This window comes from Leifsonia sp. CL147, assembly GCF_900114565.1.
Lineage (GTDB): Bacteria > Actinomycetota > Actinomycetes > Actinomycetales > Microbacteriaceae > Leifsonia.
This window is the reverse complement of the sequence record NZ_FOTM01000019.1, coordinates 1-17100: the sequence shown is the minus strand read 5'-3', so window position 1 is coordinate 17100 and position 17100 is coordinate 1. Positions and strand designations below refer to the sequence as shown.

General features: G+C 70.0%; 17 protein-coding genes. 6 read left to right on the top strand and 11 right to left on the bottom strand.

Translation table 11 applies throughout. From position 1 onward, the window contains the following. Positions 1-99: 99 nt before the first annotated feature. Genes BM287_RS14565 through nagA (BM287_RS14555) form a run of 3 tightly spaced genes read left to right on the top strand, consistent with a single transcriptional unit; the run spans position 100 to position 2890 of the window. Positions 100-960 (top strand): class II fructose-bisphosphate aldolase, encoded by an 861-nt coding sequence (locus tag BM287_RS14565; protein ID WP_090040903.1) that lies wholly within the window; start codon positions 100-102, stop codon positions 958-960. Further along, a complete protein-coding gene (locus tag BM287_RS14560) occupies positions 957-1742 on the top strand; it encodes a DeoR/GlpR family DNA-binding transcription regulator (RefSeq protein ID WP_090040906.1) in 786 nt (261 codons plus the stop codon). Before BM287_RS14565 ends, BM287_RS14560 begins: the two co-directional genes overlap by 4 nt. Then, entirely contained in the window at positions 1739-2890 is a 1152-nt protein-coding gene (gene nagA, locus BM287_RS14555) for an N-acetylglucosamine-6-phosphate deacetylase (RefSeq protein WP_090040909.1), read from the top strand. The genes BM287_RS14560 and nagA (BM287_RS14555) overlap by 4 nt, the downstream gene beginning before the upstream one ends. Before the next feature lie 294 nt (positions 2891-3184). Here the strand turns inward: nagA (BM287_RS14555) and BM287_RS14550 are convergent, their stop codons facing one another. From BM287_RS14550 to BM287_RS14530, 5 genes are all read right to left on the bottom strand, one after another. Then, the gene (locus BM287_RS14550) at positions 3185-4453 is read right to left on the bottom strand and encodes an MFS transporter (protein WP_090040912.1); all 1269 of its coding nucleotides are present in this window, start codon (positions 4451-4453) and stop codon (positions 3185-3187) included. Between the two features lie 150 nt (positions 4454-4603). After that, positions 4604-5152, bottom strand: coding sequence for a cysteine hydrolase family protein (locus BM287_RS14545; RefSeq protein WP_090040914.1), 549 nt, complete (start codon positions 5150-5152; stop codon positions 4604-4606). Then, entirely contained in the window at positions 5149-6615 is a 1467-nt protein-coding gene (locus tag BM287_RS14540; protein ID WP_090040916.1) for a purine-cytosine permease family protein, read from the bottom strand. The genes BM287_RS14545 and BM287_RS14540 overlap by 4 nt, the downstream gene beginning before the upstream one ends. A 45-nt stretch (positions 6616-6660) precedes the next feature. Beyond that, positions 6661-7077: a PIN domain-containing protein gene (locus tag BM287_RS14535; protein WP_090040919.1), complete on the bottom strand. Its 417-nt coding sequence runs from the start codon at positions 7075-7077 to the stop codon at positions 6661-6663. Beyond that, complete coding sequence (locus BM287_RS14530) at positions 7074-7277, bottom strand: hypothetical protein (RefSeq protein WP_244528327.1); 204 nt, start codon at positions 7275-7277, stop codon at positions 7074-7076. Before BM287_RS14530 ends, BM287_RS14535 begins: the two co-directional genes overlap by 4 nt. Positions 7278-7359: 82 nt before the next feature. On the opposite strand from BM287_RS14530, the gene purU reads away from it, so the two are divergent. Genes purU through nagA (BM287_RS14515) form a run of 3 tightly spaced genes read left to right on the top strand, consistent with a single transcriptional unit; the run spans position 7360 to position 9796 of the window. Further along, the gene (gene purU, locus BM287_RS14525; RefSeq protein WP_090040924.1) at positions 7360-8223 is read left to right on the top strand and encodes a formyltetrahydrofolate deformylase; all 864 of its coding nucleotides are present in this window, start codon (positions 7360-7362) and stop codon (positions 8221-8223) included. A 23-nt stretch (positions 8224-8246) separates the two neighbouring features. Further along, positions 8247-8609, top strand: a complete 363-nt coding sequence (locus BM287_RS14520; protein ID WP_090040927.1) for a YrdB family protein — start codon at positions 8247-8249, stop codon at positions 8607-8609. Further along, a complete protein-coding gene (nagA, locus tag BM287_RS14515) occupies positions 8606-9796 on the top strand; it encodes an N-acetylglucosamine-6-phosphate deacetylase (protein WP_090040930.1) in 1191 nt (396 codons plus the stop codon). Before BM287_RS14520 ends, nagA (BM287_RS14515) begins: the two co-directional genes overlap by 4 nt. A gap of 30 nt (positions 9797-9826) precedes the next feature. Here nagA (BM287_RS14515) and BM287_RS14510 read toward each other — a convergent pair whose 3' ends face one another. The 6 genes from BM287_RS14510 to BM287_RS14485 form a co-directional block, all read right to left on the bottom strand. Then, complete coding sequence (locus tag BM287_RS14510; RefSeq protein WP_090040933.1) at positions 9827-10627, bottom strand: glucosamine-6-phosphate deaminase; 801 nt, start codon at positions 10625-10627, stop codon at positions 9827-9829. 129 nt (positions 10628-10756) lie between these two features. Further along, positions 10757-12316 carry a glycoside hydrolase family 3 protein gene (locus tag BM287_RS14505; protein WP_090040935.1) on the bottom strand — a complete coding sequence of 520 codons (1560 nt, stop codon included), beginning with the start codon at positions 12314-12316 and terminating at the stop codon, positions 10757-10759. Further along, positions 12313-13212 carry a carbohydrate ABC transporter permease gene (locus BM287_RS14500; RefSeq protein ID WP_090040938.1) on the bottom strand — a complete coding sequence of 300 codons (900 nt, stop codon included), beginning with the start codon at positions 13210-13212 and terminating at the stop codon, positions 12313-12315. Before BM287_RS14500 ends, BM287_RS14505 begins: the two co-directional genes overlap by 4 nt. Continuing rightward, a complete protein-coding gene (locus BM287_RS14495) occupies positions 13209-14183 on the bottom strand; it encodes a carbohydrate ABC transporter permease (protein WP_090040940.1) in 975 nt (324 codons plus the stop codon). The genes BM287_RS14500 and BM287_RS14495 overlap by 4 nt, the downstream gene beginning before the upstream one ends. A gap of 94 nt (positions 14184-14277) precedes the next feature. Continuing rightward, positions 14278-15627: an extracellular solute-binding protein gene (locus BM287_RS14490; protein WP_090040942.1), complete on the bottom strand. Its 1350-nt coding sequence runs from the start codon at positions 15625-15627 to the stop codon at positions 14278-14280. Between the two features lie 78 nt (positions 15628-15705). Continuing rightward, entirely contained in the window at positions 15706-16887 is a 1182-nt protein-coding gene (locus BM287_RS14485; RefSeq protein ID WP_090040944.1) for an ROK family transcriptional regulator, read from the bottom strand. Positions 16888-17100: the final 213 nt, after the last annotated feature.

Sequence of the window (17100 nt, the reverse complement as noted above, 5' to 3'; positions counted from 1 at the left end):
ACGTCCGCACATCCACGTCCGCACATCCACGTCCGCACATCCACGTCCGTCCATCCACGTCCGTCCATCCACCCCGAAAAACGCGCCGGAGCCGCCGCCATGCCTCTCGTCCCCACAGCCGACCTGCTGCACGCGGCCGCCGGCCGCCGCACGGGCCTCGCCGCGTTCAACGTCATCCAGCTGGAGACCGCCGAGGCGCTCGTCGCCGCCGCCGAGCAGACCGGCCTCCCGGTGGTGCTGCAGATCTCGCAGAACTGCGTGGCCTACCACGGGTCGCTCGACCCGATCGCCGCTGCCACTCTCGCCCTCGCCCACGAATCCCCTGCACATGTCGCCGTGCACCTCGACCACGCCGAGGACGAGCACCTGGCCCGCCGAGCCGTCGAGATCGGTTTCGGATCGGTCATGTTCGACGGATCGAAACTCGACGACGAGCACAACATCGCCGCGACCATCCGCGTGGTGGAGCACGCGCACGCCAACGAGGTGATGGTCGAGGCCGAGCTCGGCGAGATCGGCGGGAAGGACGGCGCCCACGCCCCGGGCGTGCGGACGGACCCGGATGCGGCGCGCCGCTTCGTCGAGGAGACGGGCGTCGACGCCCTCGCCGTCGCGGTCGGCAGCTCCCACGCGATGACCGAGCGGACCGCCTCCCTCGACCTCGACCTGATCGCGCGCCTGCGACACGCCGTACCGGTTCCGCTCGTGCTGCACGGGTCGAGCGGCGTCGCGGATGAGACGATCAGGGCGGCGATCCATGCCGGGATCACCAAGGTCAACGTCTCCACCCACCTCAACCGGTTCTTCACCTCCGCCGTGCGCGAATACCTCGCCGCGCATCCCGAGGTCGTCGACCCGCGGCTCTACGTGCGGGAGGGACGGGCCGCGGTGACCCGGGAGGCGGCTCGCCTGATGACCCTGCTCGACACGGCAGGCGGAATGGAGACACCCCAGCGATGAACAGAGCGGAACGGCTGAACGCCGTCCTCGACCTCCTGGCCGAGGCCGGCCAGATCGACGTCGACGACCTCGTGGCCAAGCTCGACGTCTCCGCGGCCACGGCGCGGCGCGACCTGGACGCCCTCGCCTCGCAGCAGCTCCTCACCCGCACCCGCGGGGGCGCGATCGGCCAGTCCGTCGCCTACGACCTGCCGATCCGGTACAAGCGCGAGCAGCACGCGCCCGAGAAGCTCCGGATCGCGCAGGCGGCGAGCGCCCTGGTGACGCGCGGTGCCGTGGTGGGCCTCTGCGGAGGGACGACCAGCACGGCCGTCGCCACCGTGCTCGGGTCGCGGCCCGACCTGATGGAGCCCTCACCCCATCCCAGCCTCACCGTCGTCACGAATGCCATCAACATCGCGGCGCAGCTCGTGATGCGCCCGCAGATCAAGACCGTGGTGACGGGCGGCGTCGTCCACGCGCGCTCCTACGAGCTCGTCGGGCCGTACAGCGATGTGGTGCTGGAGAAGATCACGATGGACATCGCCTTCATCGGCGTCAACGGCATCGATCCGATCGTCGGAGCGACCGTGCACGACGAGGGCGAGGCGAGCGTCAACTCGCTGATGGCACGCCGGGCCACCCGAGCCGTCGTGGTCGCGGACTCGTCCAAGATCGGCCGGACCGCGTTCGCCACCCTGGGCGGCCCGAGGGTGCTGACCACGCTCATCACGGACGACGGCATCACCGACGAGCAGCGGGCGGCCTTCCTGGACCACGGCTACGAGGTGATCGTCGCGTGAGCAGCGCCCACGTCATCCACTCGGCGCGGCTGGTCGACGGCGGGACCGTGGTGGAGGACGGGTGGGTGCGGTTCGACGGCGAACGGATCGTCGCGAGAGGCACCGGGCGGACGTGGGTCGCGGAGGCGGGCGAGCTTCGCACCACGGACGCTGCCGGCGCGTGGCTCACGCCCGGGTTCGTGGACATCCACGTGCACGGTGGCGGCGGTGCGGCCTTCGACGACGGCGCCGGCGCGATCGCCCGCGGGCTGGCGCTCCACCGTCGCCACGGCACGACACGGTCGGTGGTCTCCCTGGTCACCGCGACGGTCGGCTCCCTGGCGCAGCGCGTACGGGAGGTGGCCGCGCTGGCGGCTGCGGACCCGCGCATCCTCGGCTCGCATCTGGAGGGGCCGTTCCTGGACGCCGGACACAAGGGCGCGCACGATCCGGCACTGCTGCGTCCGCCGACCGCGGCCGACGTCGACCTCCTCCTGGAGGCCGCAGGCGGCACGCTGCGGCAGGTCACGCTCGCCCCGGAGCTGCCGGGCGGAATGGATGCGATACGCGCTCTCTCCGCGGCCGGCGTGGCCGTGGCGGTCGGCCATACGGCCGCGGACTACGACCAGGCGCTGGCGGCGTTCGACGCGGGAGCGAGCATCCTCACTCACACCTTCAACGCCATGCCGGGGCTGCATCACCGTGAGCCCGGTCCGGTCGCGGCTGCGACGCGCACGCCGGGCGTGACGCTGGAGGTCGTGAACGACGGCGTGCACGTGCATCCCGAGGTCGTGCGGATCGCGTTCGCCGCCGCCCCCGGACGCGTGGCCCTGATCACGGACGCCATGGCCGCCGCGGGATCCGCCGACGGCGGCTACCGCCTGGGCGGGCTCGACGTGGAGGTGCGCGAGGGAGTGGCCCGGCTGGCGGCCGGCGGATCGATCGCCGGCTCGACGCTCACCCTCGACGACGCCCTGCGCCGCGCCGTTCTCGAGGTCGGCATCCCGGTGGCGGAGGCGGTGCGTGCCGTCACCTCCACGCCGGCTGCCGCCGTCGGTCGTGGCGGCGACCTCGGGCGACTGCTGCCGGGCTACGCGGCGGACGCCGTCCTCCTCGACGCGGACTTCATCGTGCGGCAGGTCTGGAGCGCCGGCACCCCCGTCCTCTGAGGCTCCGCCTCCCGCGCCGCGCCACATTCGTCACGAATGTCGCCCTACGCCGCGGGTAAGCGCACATTCGTCACGAATGTCGCCCTACGCGCCAACGCGCGGGAACGCAACATTCGTCACGAATGTCGCCCTACGCCGCCGCGAACTGCACATTCGTGACGAATGTCGCCCTACGCCGCCGGTAAGTGCACATTCGTGACGAATGTTGCCCTACGCCGCGGGTAAGTGCACATTCGTGACGAATGTCGCCCTACGCCGCCGGTAAGTGCACATTCGTGACGAATCTGTGGCGCCTCACGCGGTGCCGGGAGCAGCGGGAGCAGCGGAGGCAGCGGGAGCAGCGGAGGCGGCGGGGCGGTCCCGGGTCATGCGGCCGACGACCACGACGAGCGCCAGCGAGACGACCAGCAGGGCGACGTAGCACCACGGGAGCAGCATCAGGCCGCCGGCAGCGAAGACGAGCGATCCGAGCAGCGCTCCCCCGCCGATCCCGATGTTGAAGGAGGTCGTGTACAGCGCACTCGCGGTGTCGCGGAAGGCGGCGGACGAGGTGTGCAGCATCCGCGTCTGCAGCAGCGGGGGCAGGGCGCCGAAGGCGAGTCCCCACAGCACGAACGCGATCAGCGCCGGGATGGGCTGGCCGGCCAGCACCGCAAGGGCGGCGACCGCCGCACCGGTGACGAGCAGCGCGAGCACGAGCCCGAGCTGAGGACGGGGACCGAGCACCGATCCCGCCAGGACGAGGCCGACCGCGCCCGCGATGCCGTACACGAACAGCAGGGCGCCGACAGCGCCGGCCGCGATGTGCATCGGGCCCGTGAGGAACGGCACCACGAACGTGTAGAAGGCGTAGTGGCCGACCATGGTCACCGCCGCGATCAGGCAGACCATCACGACGGCCGGGATGGTGCGGTCGCGCGGTCTCGCCGCCGCGCGGTCGTGGCGGCGCCCGCCGCGCGCGTCCGCATCCCGCTCCACGGTGGGCAGCAGCTTCGCGACGACGATGGCACCGACGGCCATGAGAGCGGCGAGCAGTCCGAAGGACAGGCGCCAGCCGAACAGGTGACCGGCGAAGGTCCCGAGCGGCACCCCGAACACGAACGCGAGCGTTCCCCCGCCCAGGGTGATCGATACGGCGCGCCCGATCTGCTCCTTCGGGACGAGATGCCCGGCGTAAGCGCCGACGATCGACCAGAACATCCCGTGGGCGACGCCGCCGAGCACCCGCGAGCCGACCACGAACGCATAGTCCGGAGCGATTGCGGTGAGCAGGTTCGACACCCCGAGCACGATCAGGATGCCGACGATCATCCCGTGGCGCGGCCATCGGCGGGTCAGCGCCGTGAGCGGCGTGCTCGTCACCACCACGGTGAAGGCGAACACGGTGACCAGTAAGCCGATCTGCGCCTCGGTGACGCCGAGGGATGCGCTCATGTCCGGCAGCAGCCCGGTCGGGATCATCTCGCTCGTGACCGAGAGGAACACGGCCGAGGCGAGCGCGATGAGTCCCGCCCAGGGGAACTTCGGGACGGTGTGCGGGGATGACGTCGAAGTCGCAGTCATACGGATTTGTCCAACGGACGGCGTTCCCCGGCCATTCCGCCGCATCGGGGCCGGGCCCGGAGAGTCGGGCCGCAGGAATGAAGTGCCGGGTCGTCTACGCGCCGATGTGCGCGCCCAGGGCCGCGCGGGAACCGCCGACCGCGGACGATTCTACCCGAGCTCCCTGAGGATTTCCGTGCTGTCGGTGATCTCGATGAGCGGCGCGTAGAGGGCCATCGCATCCAGGGCCCGCTGGTGGTCGGCGTCCGAGAGTCCGGCGCAGGCATCGGCGGCGACCCGGATGCGCACCCCGGCATCCGCCGCGCCCAGGGCGGTGCTCAGCACGCAGCAGTCGGTCGAGACTCCGGCGAGCACCACATCCAGAGATCCGCCGAGGGCCGCGCGCAGGTCCGGCCCCCACTTGCCGAAGGTCGGCTCGCTCACCACCGGGTGGCCGGTGTCGCGGAACGCGAGGACGAGGTCGTAGATCGGGTCGTCGGCGGGAACCAGGGCGAACGGCCACTGCTCGTAGTACGGCACCCAGGCGCCTTCCGGCTGCTCGGGCGCGACGAACCGGGTGAAGACCACGCGATCGCCGAACGCCGGCACCATCCCGGCGATCGCCGTCTCCGCCTCCGGGAACCGCGGCGTGAACCACGGGCTGGCCGGGTCGCCGAAGACCTGCTGCATGTCGACGACGACGAGGACCGGTCCCGTCATCGCTCCTCCTGCCGCCGGACGGTGCCGCGCGCGAACAGCAGGACGCCCAGGTAGCCGATCACGAGGGCGGCGAGAACGCCCAGGTTCGCGAACGCCCAGTCGCCTTTCGTTCCGCCGATCGGCCCGAGGAGGTACCCCTGCCAGCCGAGCCAGCTCGCCGAGCTGTTCGTGACCAGGCCCCAGCCGACGGCCGTCCCGATCACGATGAGCGCGATCGGCAGCCAGTTGACCGCTCCGTACCGGCCGCGCCGGTCGTACAGTTCGGCCTCGGCGTAGTCGCGGCGGCGCAGCTGGATGTCGGCGATGAAGATCCCGCACCAGGCCGCGATCGGCACGCCGAGGGTGATCAGGAAGCCCTGGAACGGCCCGAGGAAGTCGGTCGCGAAGAAGACGACGTAGATGGAGCCGGCCGTCATGATGACCCCGTCGATGCCCGCGGCGACGTACCGCGGGACCCGCACGCCGACGCTCAGCAGCGCCAGTCCCGAGGAGTAGATGTCGAGCACCGCGCCGCCCACCAGCCCCAGCACGGCGACGATCACGAAGGGCACGAGGAACCAGGTCGGAAGGAGGGACGCGAGCGCGCCGATCGGGTCCGCAGCGATGGCGGTGCTCAGCTTCCCCGACGACCCGGCGAGCAGGATGCCGAAGATCAGCAGGATCACGGGTGCGAGCGACGAGCCGAACGTCGTCCATCCCACCACTCCGCCGCTCCGCGCGGAACGGGGCAGGTAGCGGGAGTAGTCGGCGGCCGCGTTGACCCAGCCGAGGCCGAAGCCGGTGAGCATGAAGACGAAGCCGCCGATCACGTGCGGTGCGTCCCCGGCCTTGAGCGCCCCGATCGCGCCGAGGTCGATGTGGTTCAGGACGAGCAGGATGTACAGGACCGTGAGCACACCGGTCACGATCGTGATGACCATCTGCATCCGCATGATGAGGTGGAAGCCGACGACCCCGCCCACGATGACCAGGGCGACGACCACGATGAGCGCCACCAGCTTCGTGATGGTGCCGCCTTCCCAGCCGAGCTGGGTGAACACGGTGGCGGTGGCGAGTGCAGCGAGCGACACCAGGACCGTCTCCCACCCCACGGTGAGCAGCCAGGACAGGAACGAGGGGACGCGGTTGCCCTCCACTCCGAACGCCGCACGGCTGAGCACCATGGTCGGCGCCGAGCCCCGCTTGCCGGCGAGCGCGATGACGCCGCACAGCAGGAACGACGCGACGATCCCGACCACGCCGATGAGCGTCGCCTGCCAGAACGAGATCCCGAACCCGAGCAGGAAGGAGCCGTAGCTCAGCCCGAACACGGACACGTTCGCGCCGAACCAGGGCCAGAACAGGTCCCGCGGCCGGCCCCTCCGCTCGTCCTCGTGGATGGTGTTGAGCCCGTTCAGCTCCACATTGAAAGCGGATGCCGGCCCCGTGCGGGTATCCGGCGCGTCCTCACCAGTGCTGGTCATGCACTGATCGTGGTGCACCCCGCGGTGTCCGTCAACTGCGGAACGCTACGCCGCCCACGGGTTCACGACCGCGATCCCGGCGTCGTCGAAATCCATGTCACGCGTCGCAACCGCATCCGCCTCCGCCGCGATCGCCGTCGCAGCGATCATCGCGTCGGCCAGGGCGATCGGTCGCCCCTCCCACTGACGAAGAGATCTGATAGTCGCGCATTCTGCTGCCGCCACCGGGCCGAAGGACAGCGTCCTCCCGTGGAAGTTGCTCAGGATCTCAAGGATGAGCTCTGCTTTCTGCTCGGACCGTCGACCGTCTTCGAGACGATTCGCGCCCGTCAGCATCTCCATCACCGTCACGGTCGAGATGCGCAACTCGTCCTCGTCCACCGAATCGATCCACGCCAGCACGCGCGGATCCGGGAAGGGTTTGGTGAACTCGGACAGCACATTGGTGTCGACCAGGATCATTCGTCGAACGCCTCGACACGGTTGCGGATGAACTCGACGAACCCGAGCTTCTTGACGTTCGGACGCGGGTCGACGGGTTCACCGACAGCCACCCGGCCGGCGATGTATCTCAACTCCTCGCCCACGGTGCGACTCTCATCGTGAGCGATTCGCTCGATCGTCGCGTAAATGTCCTCGTCGAGGTCGACGGTGACGGCCACCTGCTTGATCATGCACTGCCTCCTAATACAAACATATGTTGGATATCAACCAACCCTAACATCATCCCGCTACCCTGAAGAGGTGACCGACTCCTCCCCCTCCAATCACTGGGTGCTCACTTTCAGCTGCGCCGACCGCCCGGGGATCGTGCACGCGGTCAGCGGCGCGATCGTCGCGGCCCGCGGCAACATCACGGAGAGCCAGCAGTTCGCGAGCACCGACACCGGGCGGTTCTTCATGCGCCTGCAGGTGGAGTCGGAGGCTCGCCGCGACGAGTTCGAGCACGCCCTGGCTCCCGTCGTCGAAGAGTTCGGGATGACGCACCGCGTCGACAACGTCGGCCGGCCCCTGCGAACGCTCGTGCTGGTGTCGAAGGCGGCGCACTGCCTGAACGACCTGCTGTTCCGGCAGCGCGCCGGGCAGCTGCCGGTCGACATCCCGGTGGTGCTCTCCAATCACGACACGCTCAGCGACCTGGCCGGGTTCTACGGCGTCCCCTTCGAGTCGCAGCACGTCGCCGACGCGGCATCGAAGGCCGCCTTCGAGGCGCGCATCCTGGAGGCGGTCGAGGAGCACGACATCGAGCTCGTGGTGCTCGCCCGCTACATGCAGATCCTGTCGCCCGAGCTGTGCGCGCGGCTGGCGGGCCGCGCGATCAACATCCACCACTCCTTCCTCCCCGGCTTCAAGGGCGCCAACCCGTACCGGCAGGCCCACGCGCGCGGAGTCAAGCTGATCGGCGCGACGGCGCACTTCGTCACCAGCGACCTCGACGAGGGCCCGATCATCGAGCAGAACGTGGTCCGGGTGGACCACACGAACACCGTGCAGCAGCTCGTCGCGATCGGCCAGGACGAGGAGAGCCGCACGCTGACGCAGGCCGTCAAGTGGTTCGCCGAGGACCGCGTGCTGCTCGACGGCGCGCGGACCATCATCTTCCGGTGAGTCGCGCCATTAGACTGTCGCGCGTGACCTCCGCGCCCGAACAGCACGCCCCGCTCAAGGTGGGCGCGAACGACGTCCTCCGCTTCCTCCTGGAACTGTTCGCGATCGTGTCGCTCGCCATCTGGGGGTTCACCGGCTGGCCGCTGCCCTGGAACATCGTGGTCGGCATCGGCGCGCCGGCGATCGCCATCCTGCTCTGGGCGCTGTTCCGCTCACCACGCGCCGTGCTGCACGTCGACCCGTTCGTGAAGGCGATCGTCGAGATCGTGGTGTTGGGGTCCGCCGCCTTCGGCTGGTGGAACCTGGGCCAGCCGATCGTCGCACTCGTGTTCGCCGTGATCGCGACGATCAGCGGCGTCATCAACGGGCGGCGCGAGTTCTCATGACCCGGCTCGTCGTCCACGGAGCCCGCAAAGTGGATGCGGATGGCCTGGTCGACGACTTCTGGCTCGTCGCCGACGGCGCACACATCAGCGCGACCGGCACGGGATCGGGGTGGCGCGCGGCCGTCGACGGCGCAGCGATCGGCGGCGGAGTGATCGGCGGCGCGCAGCTGGACGACCCCCGGATCATCGACGCGCAGGGCCACTGGCTGACCCCGGGCTTCATCGACCTCCACTGCCACGGCGGCGGCGGCCATCCGTACGACGACGGCGTCGACGAGATGCGCGCCGCGCTCGCCACCCATCGCGCCCACGGCACGACCCGCTCCCTGATCTCCCACGTGGCCAACCCGCTGGCGTCCCTCCGCGAGAGCCTCGGCGTCGTCGCGCAGCTCGCGGCGACCGATCCGCTCGTGCTCGGCTCGCACCTCGAGGGGCCGTTCCTCGCGCCCGAGCGACGCGGCGCCCACGATGCGCGCTTCCTCCGCGATCCCGAGCCGGAGGCCGTCGAGGAGCTGATCGGCGCCGCCCGGGGGACGCTCCGCACCGCCACGCTGGCGCCCGAGCTGCCGAACGCGCTGGAGTCCATCGGCGTGCTGATCGAGGCGGGCGTGGTCGTAGGAGTGGGCCACACCACCGCGGATTACGCCCAGGCGGCCCGCGCGTTCGAGGTGGGCGCCCGGCTGCTGACGCACGCCTTCAATGCGATGCCCGGCATCCATCACCGCGCTCCGGGTCCGGTCATGGCGGCGATCCAGAACCCGGAGGTCACGCTCGAGCTGATCCTGGACGGCCTCCACGTGCATCCCGTCGTCGCGGGCCTGCTCTTCCGGGAGGCACCCGGACGCGTCGCGCTGATCACCGACGCCATGGCCGCCGCGGGCGCCTCCGACGGGGACTACCAGCTGGGCGGACTCAACGTGACCGTCCACGACGGCCTGGCCGTGCTCTCGGGCACCGACACGATCGCAGGGTCGACCCTCACTCAGGATGCCGCACTCCGCCACGCGGTCACCCTCGCCGGCATCGACCCCGTGCAGGCCGTCACCGCGCTCACGCGCACGCCGGCGCGCGTGCTCGGGGAGGAGCACCGGCTCGGCCGGCTCGCGGCGGGCTACGTCGCGGACGCCGTGCTGCTCGACCACGAGTGGAACGTGCGCACCGTCGTCGCCGACGCCGCGATCCTCTGACTCCCCGGCGGCCGAGGGGCGGACGCTCCGCTACAACCTCTGCCAGGCGGGCTTGTTCGCGTAGGCGTAGCGGTAGTAGTCGAGGTACTTCAGCCGGGATGCGGCAGCCTCGTCGACGAGAACCGTGACATGGGGATGCAGCTGGATGGCCGATCCCGGATTGGAGGCCGACACCGGCCCTTCGACCGCTCCGGCCAGGGCCTCGGCCTTCCGCTCCCCGAAGGCCAGGAGCATGAGGTGCCGTGCCTTGAGAATGGTCGACAGCCCCTGCGTGATGCAGTGCATCGGCACGTCGTCCTCCGAGGCGAAGAAGCGCGCGTTGTCCCGGCGCGTCTGCTCGGTCAACGTCTTCACTCGCGTGATCGACGCGAACGAGGAGCCGGGCTCGTTGAAGCCGATGTGCCCGTCCGTCCCGATGCCGAGCAGCTGCACATCCACCCCGCCCGACTCGGCGATGGCCCGCTCGTAGTCGGCGCCGGCGTGCTCGATGCCGTCGAGCGACCCGTTCGGCACGTGGATCAGCGACGGCGTCAGCCCCAGCGGCTCGACCACTTCGCGGGTGATGACCGCGCGATACGACTGCGGGTGACCGGTCGGCAGGCCGACGTACTCGTCGAGCGCGTAGCCGCGGACGTGGGACACATCCACGTGCTGTCCGCGCGAGCGCTCGTCCCGGATGCCCTCTTCGAGCGCCCGGTAGACCGTCAGGGGGGTGGATCCGGTGGCGAGGCCCAGCACGGCGTCCGGCTTGGCGGCGATCAGGTCCAGGATGCTGTGCGCGGCGAGCTCCCCCGCGGCCTGCTGGTCGCGGACGACGACGATCTCAGCCATCAGTTCCCTCCTGCCCGGGTCGCGCGGACGTGCCGGCGCCCGCTGTGTGCACCAGGACGCGCACCTCGGCGACGATGTCCCGTGCCAGCCTAGCGCCGGCTGCGGCAGCCGCCCGGTCGATGCCGAGCCTCACGACACAGGGCCGAGGAGTTCGAGGAGCGCCCGTCCGACCAGGCGGGATGCACCGAACGTCGCGATGTCGGCGTAGGCGCGATCGTCGCCGGGCCAGCCCATGTCGACGACCAGGACCCGCTCGCGCTCGGCGCGCAGCCGGTCGATCGCCGCCCGGGCGAAGGCGTGCCGGTGGTTGTCCTTGCCGATGACGAGCACCGGCGACTGGGCGGCGAGCACGAGGTCGGGATGGTCGTTCTCGGTGAACACGACGGCCGGATTCGCCGCGAAGGCTTTCGCCCAGGCAGCATCCGGTTCGGCGTCGACCGCCGAGAACGGCCCCCACGGCGCCGTCCCCACCGCGAGGTTGGCGACCGTTTCGATCCGGACCACGGAGTACCGCCCGCCGCGATAGTCCGCCAGCCACGCCTCCGCCCGCGGGCTCACCTCGAACGCGCTCCTCACCAGTTCCGCCTCGCGCCCCACCGTCGAGTCCGCAGAGATTGCACGCGACACGCCGTGCGAGCCGTCAGTCTGTGCGGACTCGATGGTGGGGGGTGCGGTGCGGGTGAGGGAGAGGACGCGGGCGGAGGCCACGGCGAGACGGGAGGGGGCGAGGCGGCCCGAGGAGACGGCCGCGACGACGGCCTCCTCGATGGCGGCCAGTTCGTCGTCCGTGTTCTCGGTGCCGAGGCACAGGAGGTCGCAGCCGGCGGCGAGCGCCAGGACCGCCGCCTCCGGGATGCCGCGCCCGCCGCCGCTCGCACCCTCCATGTCGAGTGCGTCGCTGACGACGACGCCGTCGAAGCCGAGCTCGCCGCGCAGCATCCCGTCGAGGACCGCCGGGCTGAGGGTCGCGGGCAACGCGGCGTCCAGCTGGGGCAGCAGGATGTGCGAGGTCATCACCGCGCGGGCACCGGCGTCGATGACCGCCCGGAACGGCACCAGTTCACGCTCGCGGAGCTGCTGCGCCGACAGATCGACGACCGGCAGCGCCAGATGCGAGTCGGTGGCCGTGTCGCCGTGTCCCGGGAAGTGCTTGGCCGCGACCGCGACGCCCGCCGCCTGCAGCCCGCGCGTCCAGGCCGCCCCGTGGTCGGCGACGACCGACGGCGACGAGCCGAAGCTGCGCACGCCGATCACGGGGTTGTCCGGGTTGGAGTTGATGTCGATGTCGGGCGCGAAGTCGAGGTTCACGCCGGCGCGGCACAGCTCCTCCCCGACCCGCCGGGCGACCTGCTCCGTGTAGGCGGTGTCGCCGAGCCGGCCCAGGATGGCGTTGCCCGGGTACGGCGAGCCGCTTCCGTAGTAGAGCCGGGTGACGTCGCCGCCCTCCTCGTCGATCGCGACGACAGCATCCGGATTGGCGGCGCGGATCGCATCCGTGAGCCGGCGCAGCTGCCCCGCCGACACGATGTTCTGCCCGAACAGGCACACCCCGCCGAGGCCGCCGCGGAGGCGCTCCGCGAGCCAGTCCGGGAGGGTCGTCCCCAGGAATCCGGGCAGCAGCGTCCCGGCGATGGCGCGGCGCAGCTCGGTCCCGGTCAGGTCGGCGGGGGCCACGGATACGCCGCTCATCCCTTCACCGCCCCGCTGACCAGGCCGCTCGTCATCCGTCCCTGCACGATGAGGAAGAACACGATGACCGGCACGGCGACGAGGGTGGATGCGGCCATGACCTGCCCCCAGTCGGTCGCCCGCGACGCCGACTGCTGCACGAAGCCGCGCAGCCACAGCGGAAGAGTCGCACTGCTCGATTGCGGCAGGATGACGAGGGCGACCGTGAATTCGTTCCACGCCTGCAGGAAGGCGTACACCCCGGAGGCGACGAGTCCCGGCGCGAGCAGCGGGAACGTGATGCGCAGGAACGCCTGCGTGCGGCTGAGCCCATCCACCATCGCCGCCTCCTCCAGGTCGACCGGGATGCCGGCGACGAAGCCGCGCAGCATCCAGATCGTGAACGGGACGACGGCGGCGATGTACAGGATGCTGACCCCGACGACGGTGTTGAGCAGGCCGAGCGTCCCCATCAGCTTGTACTGCGCGATGAACAGGCCCTCGGCGGGCAGCATCTGGATGAGCAGCACGGCGAGCACGAACGCCCGGCGTCCGCGGAACCGGAACCTGCTGATCGCGAGCGCCGCGAGGAAGGCGAAGGCGAGACAGCAGACGACCGTGATGAGGGCGACCGCGACGCTCATCCCGAGCGCCGGGAAGAACGTGCCGCCCTGGATGACCGCGATGACGTTGTCCCAGGAGCCGCCGAACGGCAGCCAGGTCGGCGTGGTGTTCTGCAGGATCACGTTCGGCAGGAGTGCCGAGTTCATCATCCAGTAGACCGGGAACACCCAGATCAGGGCGAGCGCGATGCCGAGCGCACCCAGCAGGATCCGGGAGGTGCGGATGCGGCGGCGCGGCCGCGGTCGGCGGCGCCCGGCGGCAGCGGGCATCCGGGTGGATGTGGCGACGGTCACGATTCGTCCTCCGTGAGCAGGTGGCGTACGTAGAACCAGCTGAGCGCAACCGTGAGCAGGAGCACGAAGACGCTGACGGCGCTGGCCATCGCGAAATCGCTCGAGCCGACGCCGAGCTGGTAGATGTAGGTGCCGAGCAGGTTCGTCTCGCTGGCGATGGATCCCTTGTCCTGCAGCAGCTTGATCTGGGCGAAGACCCGGAGGTCCCAGATGATCTGCAGCAGCAGCACGATCCCGAGCACGGGCCGGATGATCGGCAGGATGATGTAGCGCAACCGCTGCCATCCCCGGGCGCCGTCCATCTGCGCCGCCTCGACGACCTCGGACGAGACCTGGGTCAGCCCGGCGTAGACGGAGAACGCCACGAACGGGACGCTCATCCAGGTGACGATCACCATCGCGACGAAGAAGAAGGAGAGCGGATTCTGCAGCCAGTTGTGGTCCTGGAAGTCGAGGCCCCCGGCGGTGAGGAGGTAGTTGACGACGCCGCGGCGCCAGTCGAACAGCCAGTTCCAGACGGTCATCGCCGCGACAACGGGCATCGCCCAGGCGAGCAGCAGGGCGATCTGCAGGATGATCCGGATGGCCTTGTGGACCGCGTTCATCAGCAGCGCCATCCCGATCCCGATCACGACCGTGACGGCGGCCGTCACCAGGCAGAACGCGATCGAGCGTCCGACGACGACCCAGGTGTAGGGGTCGGTGAAGAGGGTGATGTAGTTCTCGAACCAGACGAAGTCGGCCGGCTTGCCGAACTGCTGGGCCAGCCCGAAGTGCTGCAGCGAGGTGACCAGCTGCCACACGAGCGGATAGCCGAGCGCGACGAGCAGGATGAGGATGGCCGGGAGCAGCAGCGTGTACGGCGTGAGGGGGGTCCGGCGGCGGCGCGGCGGGTCCGGCGTCCGCACCGGCGCGGGCGTCGGCGTCGGCGGGCGCGGGACGGCGACCCGGGTGTCCTCGGCGGCGGTCATGGTCGACCTCCTTCCTGGTGGTGATGGAGGGGACGCGACACGCCGTTCCGGCACGTACCGCAACGGCGTGTCGCGTCCCGCGGTTCGGCGACGGTCAGCTCGTGACGTTGAGCAGAGCGTCGATCTTCTTGTCGTACTCCTGCGCCAGCGCCTTCAGGTCGGCGGCGTCGCGGATCTTGGAGAAGAACTCCTCCATCACGTTCCCCGCCTCGACCGAGGCCCAGCCGGGAGCGGCCGGGGTCAGCTTGGAGTTGGACGCCGACTCGATCAGGGCCTTCGCGAACTGGTCGTTCCCGAGCGACGACGTGTACTTCGCGTTCGCAGGTCCCAGGCCGTTCTTGCCGAGCATCTCCTGGTACTGCTTCGAGAAGATGATCTTCAGCAGGGTCTTTGACAGGCCCGGCTCCTTCGACTTCGCGGAGATCCCGATGTTGGAGCCGCCGGCGAACACCGGGGCGGGCTTGCCGTCGTCGCCGGGGAGGACGAACGTGCCGAACGTGGCGTCGTTCCAGGTGCGGGTCGGCTTGCCGTCCGCGCCCTTCCCGAGGTCGCCGATCGACCAGTGCGCCCATCCCGGAGCCATGATGGTGGCGGCGGCGAGGGAGGTGTCACCGGTCTTGTTGCCGCTGGCGTCCAGCGTCTGATCGGTGTCGTTCAGGTAGATGTACTGGTTCGAGTCCTTGGCGTCGTTGGGTGCCTTGGATGCGTTCTTGTACAGGTCCTGGAGCTGCTGCAATCCCTTCAGCGAGTTGTCGGACTCGAGGGTCGCGACCCACTTTCCGCCCTTCTTCTCGGCGATGTCGCCGCCGTTCGCGAAGATCCAGGAGATGCCGTCACGCCAATCCTGGCCGCCGAGGAAGAATCCGGAGAAGTTGGCGATGCCCTTTGGGTTCTTGGCCGTGATGCTCGCCACGTCGGTGTTGAACTGGTCGAGGGTGGTCGGGACGCTCACTCCGGCGGCCTGGTAGACGTCCTTGCGGTAGAACATATACCGCGAGCCGAAGTAGTAGGGCAGCGTGTAGTTCTTGCCGTCCACCTTCCCCGCCTCGACGAACGACGGGAGCAGGTCGCTTCCGCCGAGCTCCTTGTACATGTCCGAGATGTCCAGGAACGCCCCCACGTTGGTGAAGGTCGGCGACTGGGTGTTGCCCATCTCCGTCACGTCCGGCGTGTTGTTCGCGTCGGGCAGTGCGGTGGTGAGCTTGGTGACGATGTCGCCCCAGTCCTGCTGCTCGATCTTCAGGGTCGCCCCGGTCTCCTTGTGGAACTCGGTCTTCAGGTAGTTCCGCAGCGCGTCCGGGGTGTCGGAGCCGACCAGCCAGAGCGTGACCGTCTTGCCCGTGCCGTCGGTGCTGGCTCCGGTGGATCCGCCCGAGGCGCATCCGGCGAGCACGAGAGCGGAAGCCGTAGCCACAGCGGCGAGGCCGACGAGCTTTCTCTTCATTGCACTGTCCTTTCGTGAGTGTCAGTGTGGCGCTTGCTCACACCGTCGGTGCAGGGGTCGTCTTCGGGTGATGCTGTGTCATGAGACCCCGAGTCGTCCGGAGAGGACGAGAACGGCCGCGCCGCGGAGGACGATGTCCTGCCCCTGCGTGGTCATCCGGAGGGACAGGTCGGCGTGGTTCTGCGCCATCGTCCGGTTCCGGAGCGTGTGGACGGTCGCCTCGGCGAGGGGGCCGTCGAGAAGTTCCGTCGGGCCGCTCAGCACGATCTCCGACAGGTTGAGGGCGCCGACGACCGGCGCGAGTGCGATTCCGAGGCGCTGCCCGGCCTCGCGCAGGAGGGGCGTCGCGTCGGCCCCCGCAGCCTCGGCCTCGTGGATGCCGCGCTGCAGCTGCGGGACGCTGAGCCAGTGCTCGAGCACCTGATCCCGGTCGTACGTCGTCTCGAGCCCCCGGTCGGTACCGACCATGACCTGCCCGATCTCGCCGGCGGCGAAATGGCTGCCGTAGACGAGCGCCCCGGCGACGAGGAGACCTGCGCCGATGCCGTGCCCGACGCGGATCAGCATCATGTCGCCTGCCGCGCCGCCGTACGTGTGCTCGGCGAGCGCCGCGGCGTTGGCGTCGTTCGCGACGAGGACCGGAAGCCCGGTGCGAGCGGCCAGCCTCCGCTGCAACGGGACAGCCTCCCAGCCCAGGTTCGGAGCCGTGAGGATGGTGCCGCTCAGGTCGACGACACCGGGCGACCCGATGCCGATGCCGAGGATGGGAGCGGTCGCAGCGGCGACGAGGCGGTCGACGAGAGCCTCCACCTTCACTGTGGCGGCTTCGCCGGTCGCTGCGGCAGCCGAGCCGTCGGCGAGCAGCTCCTCGGCGCGGGCGAGGATGCGCCCATCCAGATCCATGACCACGCCACGGAAGCGGTCGTCGTCGCTGAGGTCGACGCCGACGATCTGGTGCGCCGTCCGGTCGATGTCGAGGAGCACCGCCGGCTTGCCCGGGCGGACCGACTCACGCTGACCGAGCTCGATCACGAGCCCTTCGGTGAGCAGCTCGGCCACCAGGTCGGACACGGTCACGCGGGTCAGGCCCGTCTCGCGCGCGAGGTCGGCCCGGCTGCGTCGACCCGACCGGTAGAGCGTCTGGAGGACGAGCGACCGATTGTGGCTGCGCGCGTGCTCCGGGAGCACTTTGGCGCGGGGCCGCAGAGCGCGGCCGGGGGCCAGCCCTCCGGCGCTTCCCTGCACGTCGGTCGTCGTCATGTTTGTTAGTAAAGCTTACGAACAAATGAAGCGCAAGACCCAGTTTCGCTGTGCGCGCCCCCACCGCCTCAGGCCGCTGCCGGCGCTCGCCCCGGTTTAGGCGCACATTCGTGACGAACCCTCTTTGCCAGGCTGGTTGTGAGTCAGGTTGGCTCGGTTTGGGAGGGTTCTGTTTTGGGAGTCACAACGGGTTTTACTGCGGAGGAGATCCGC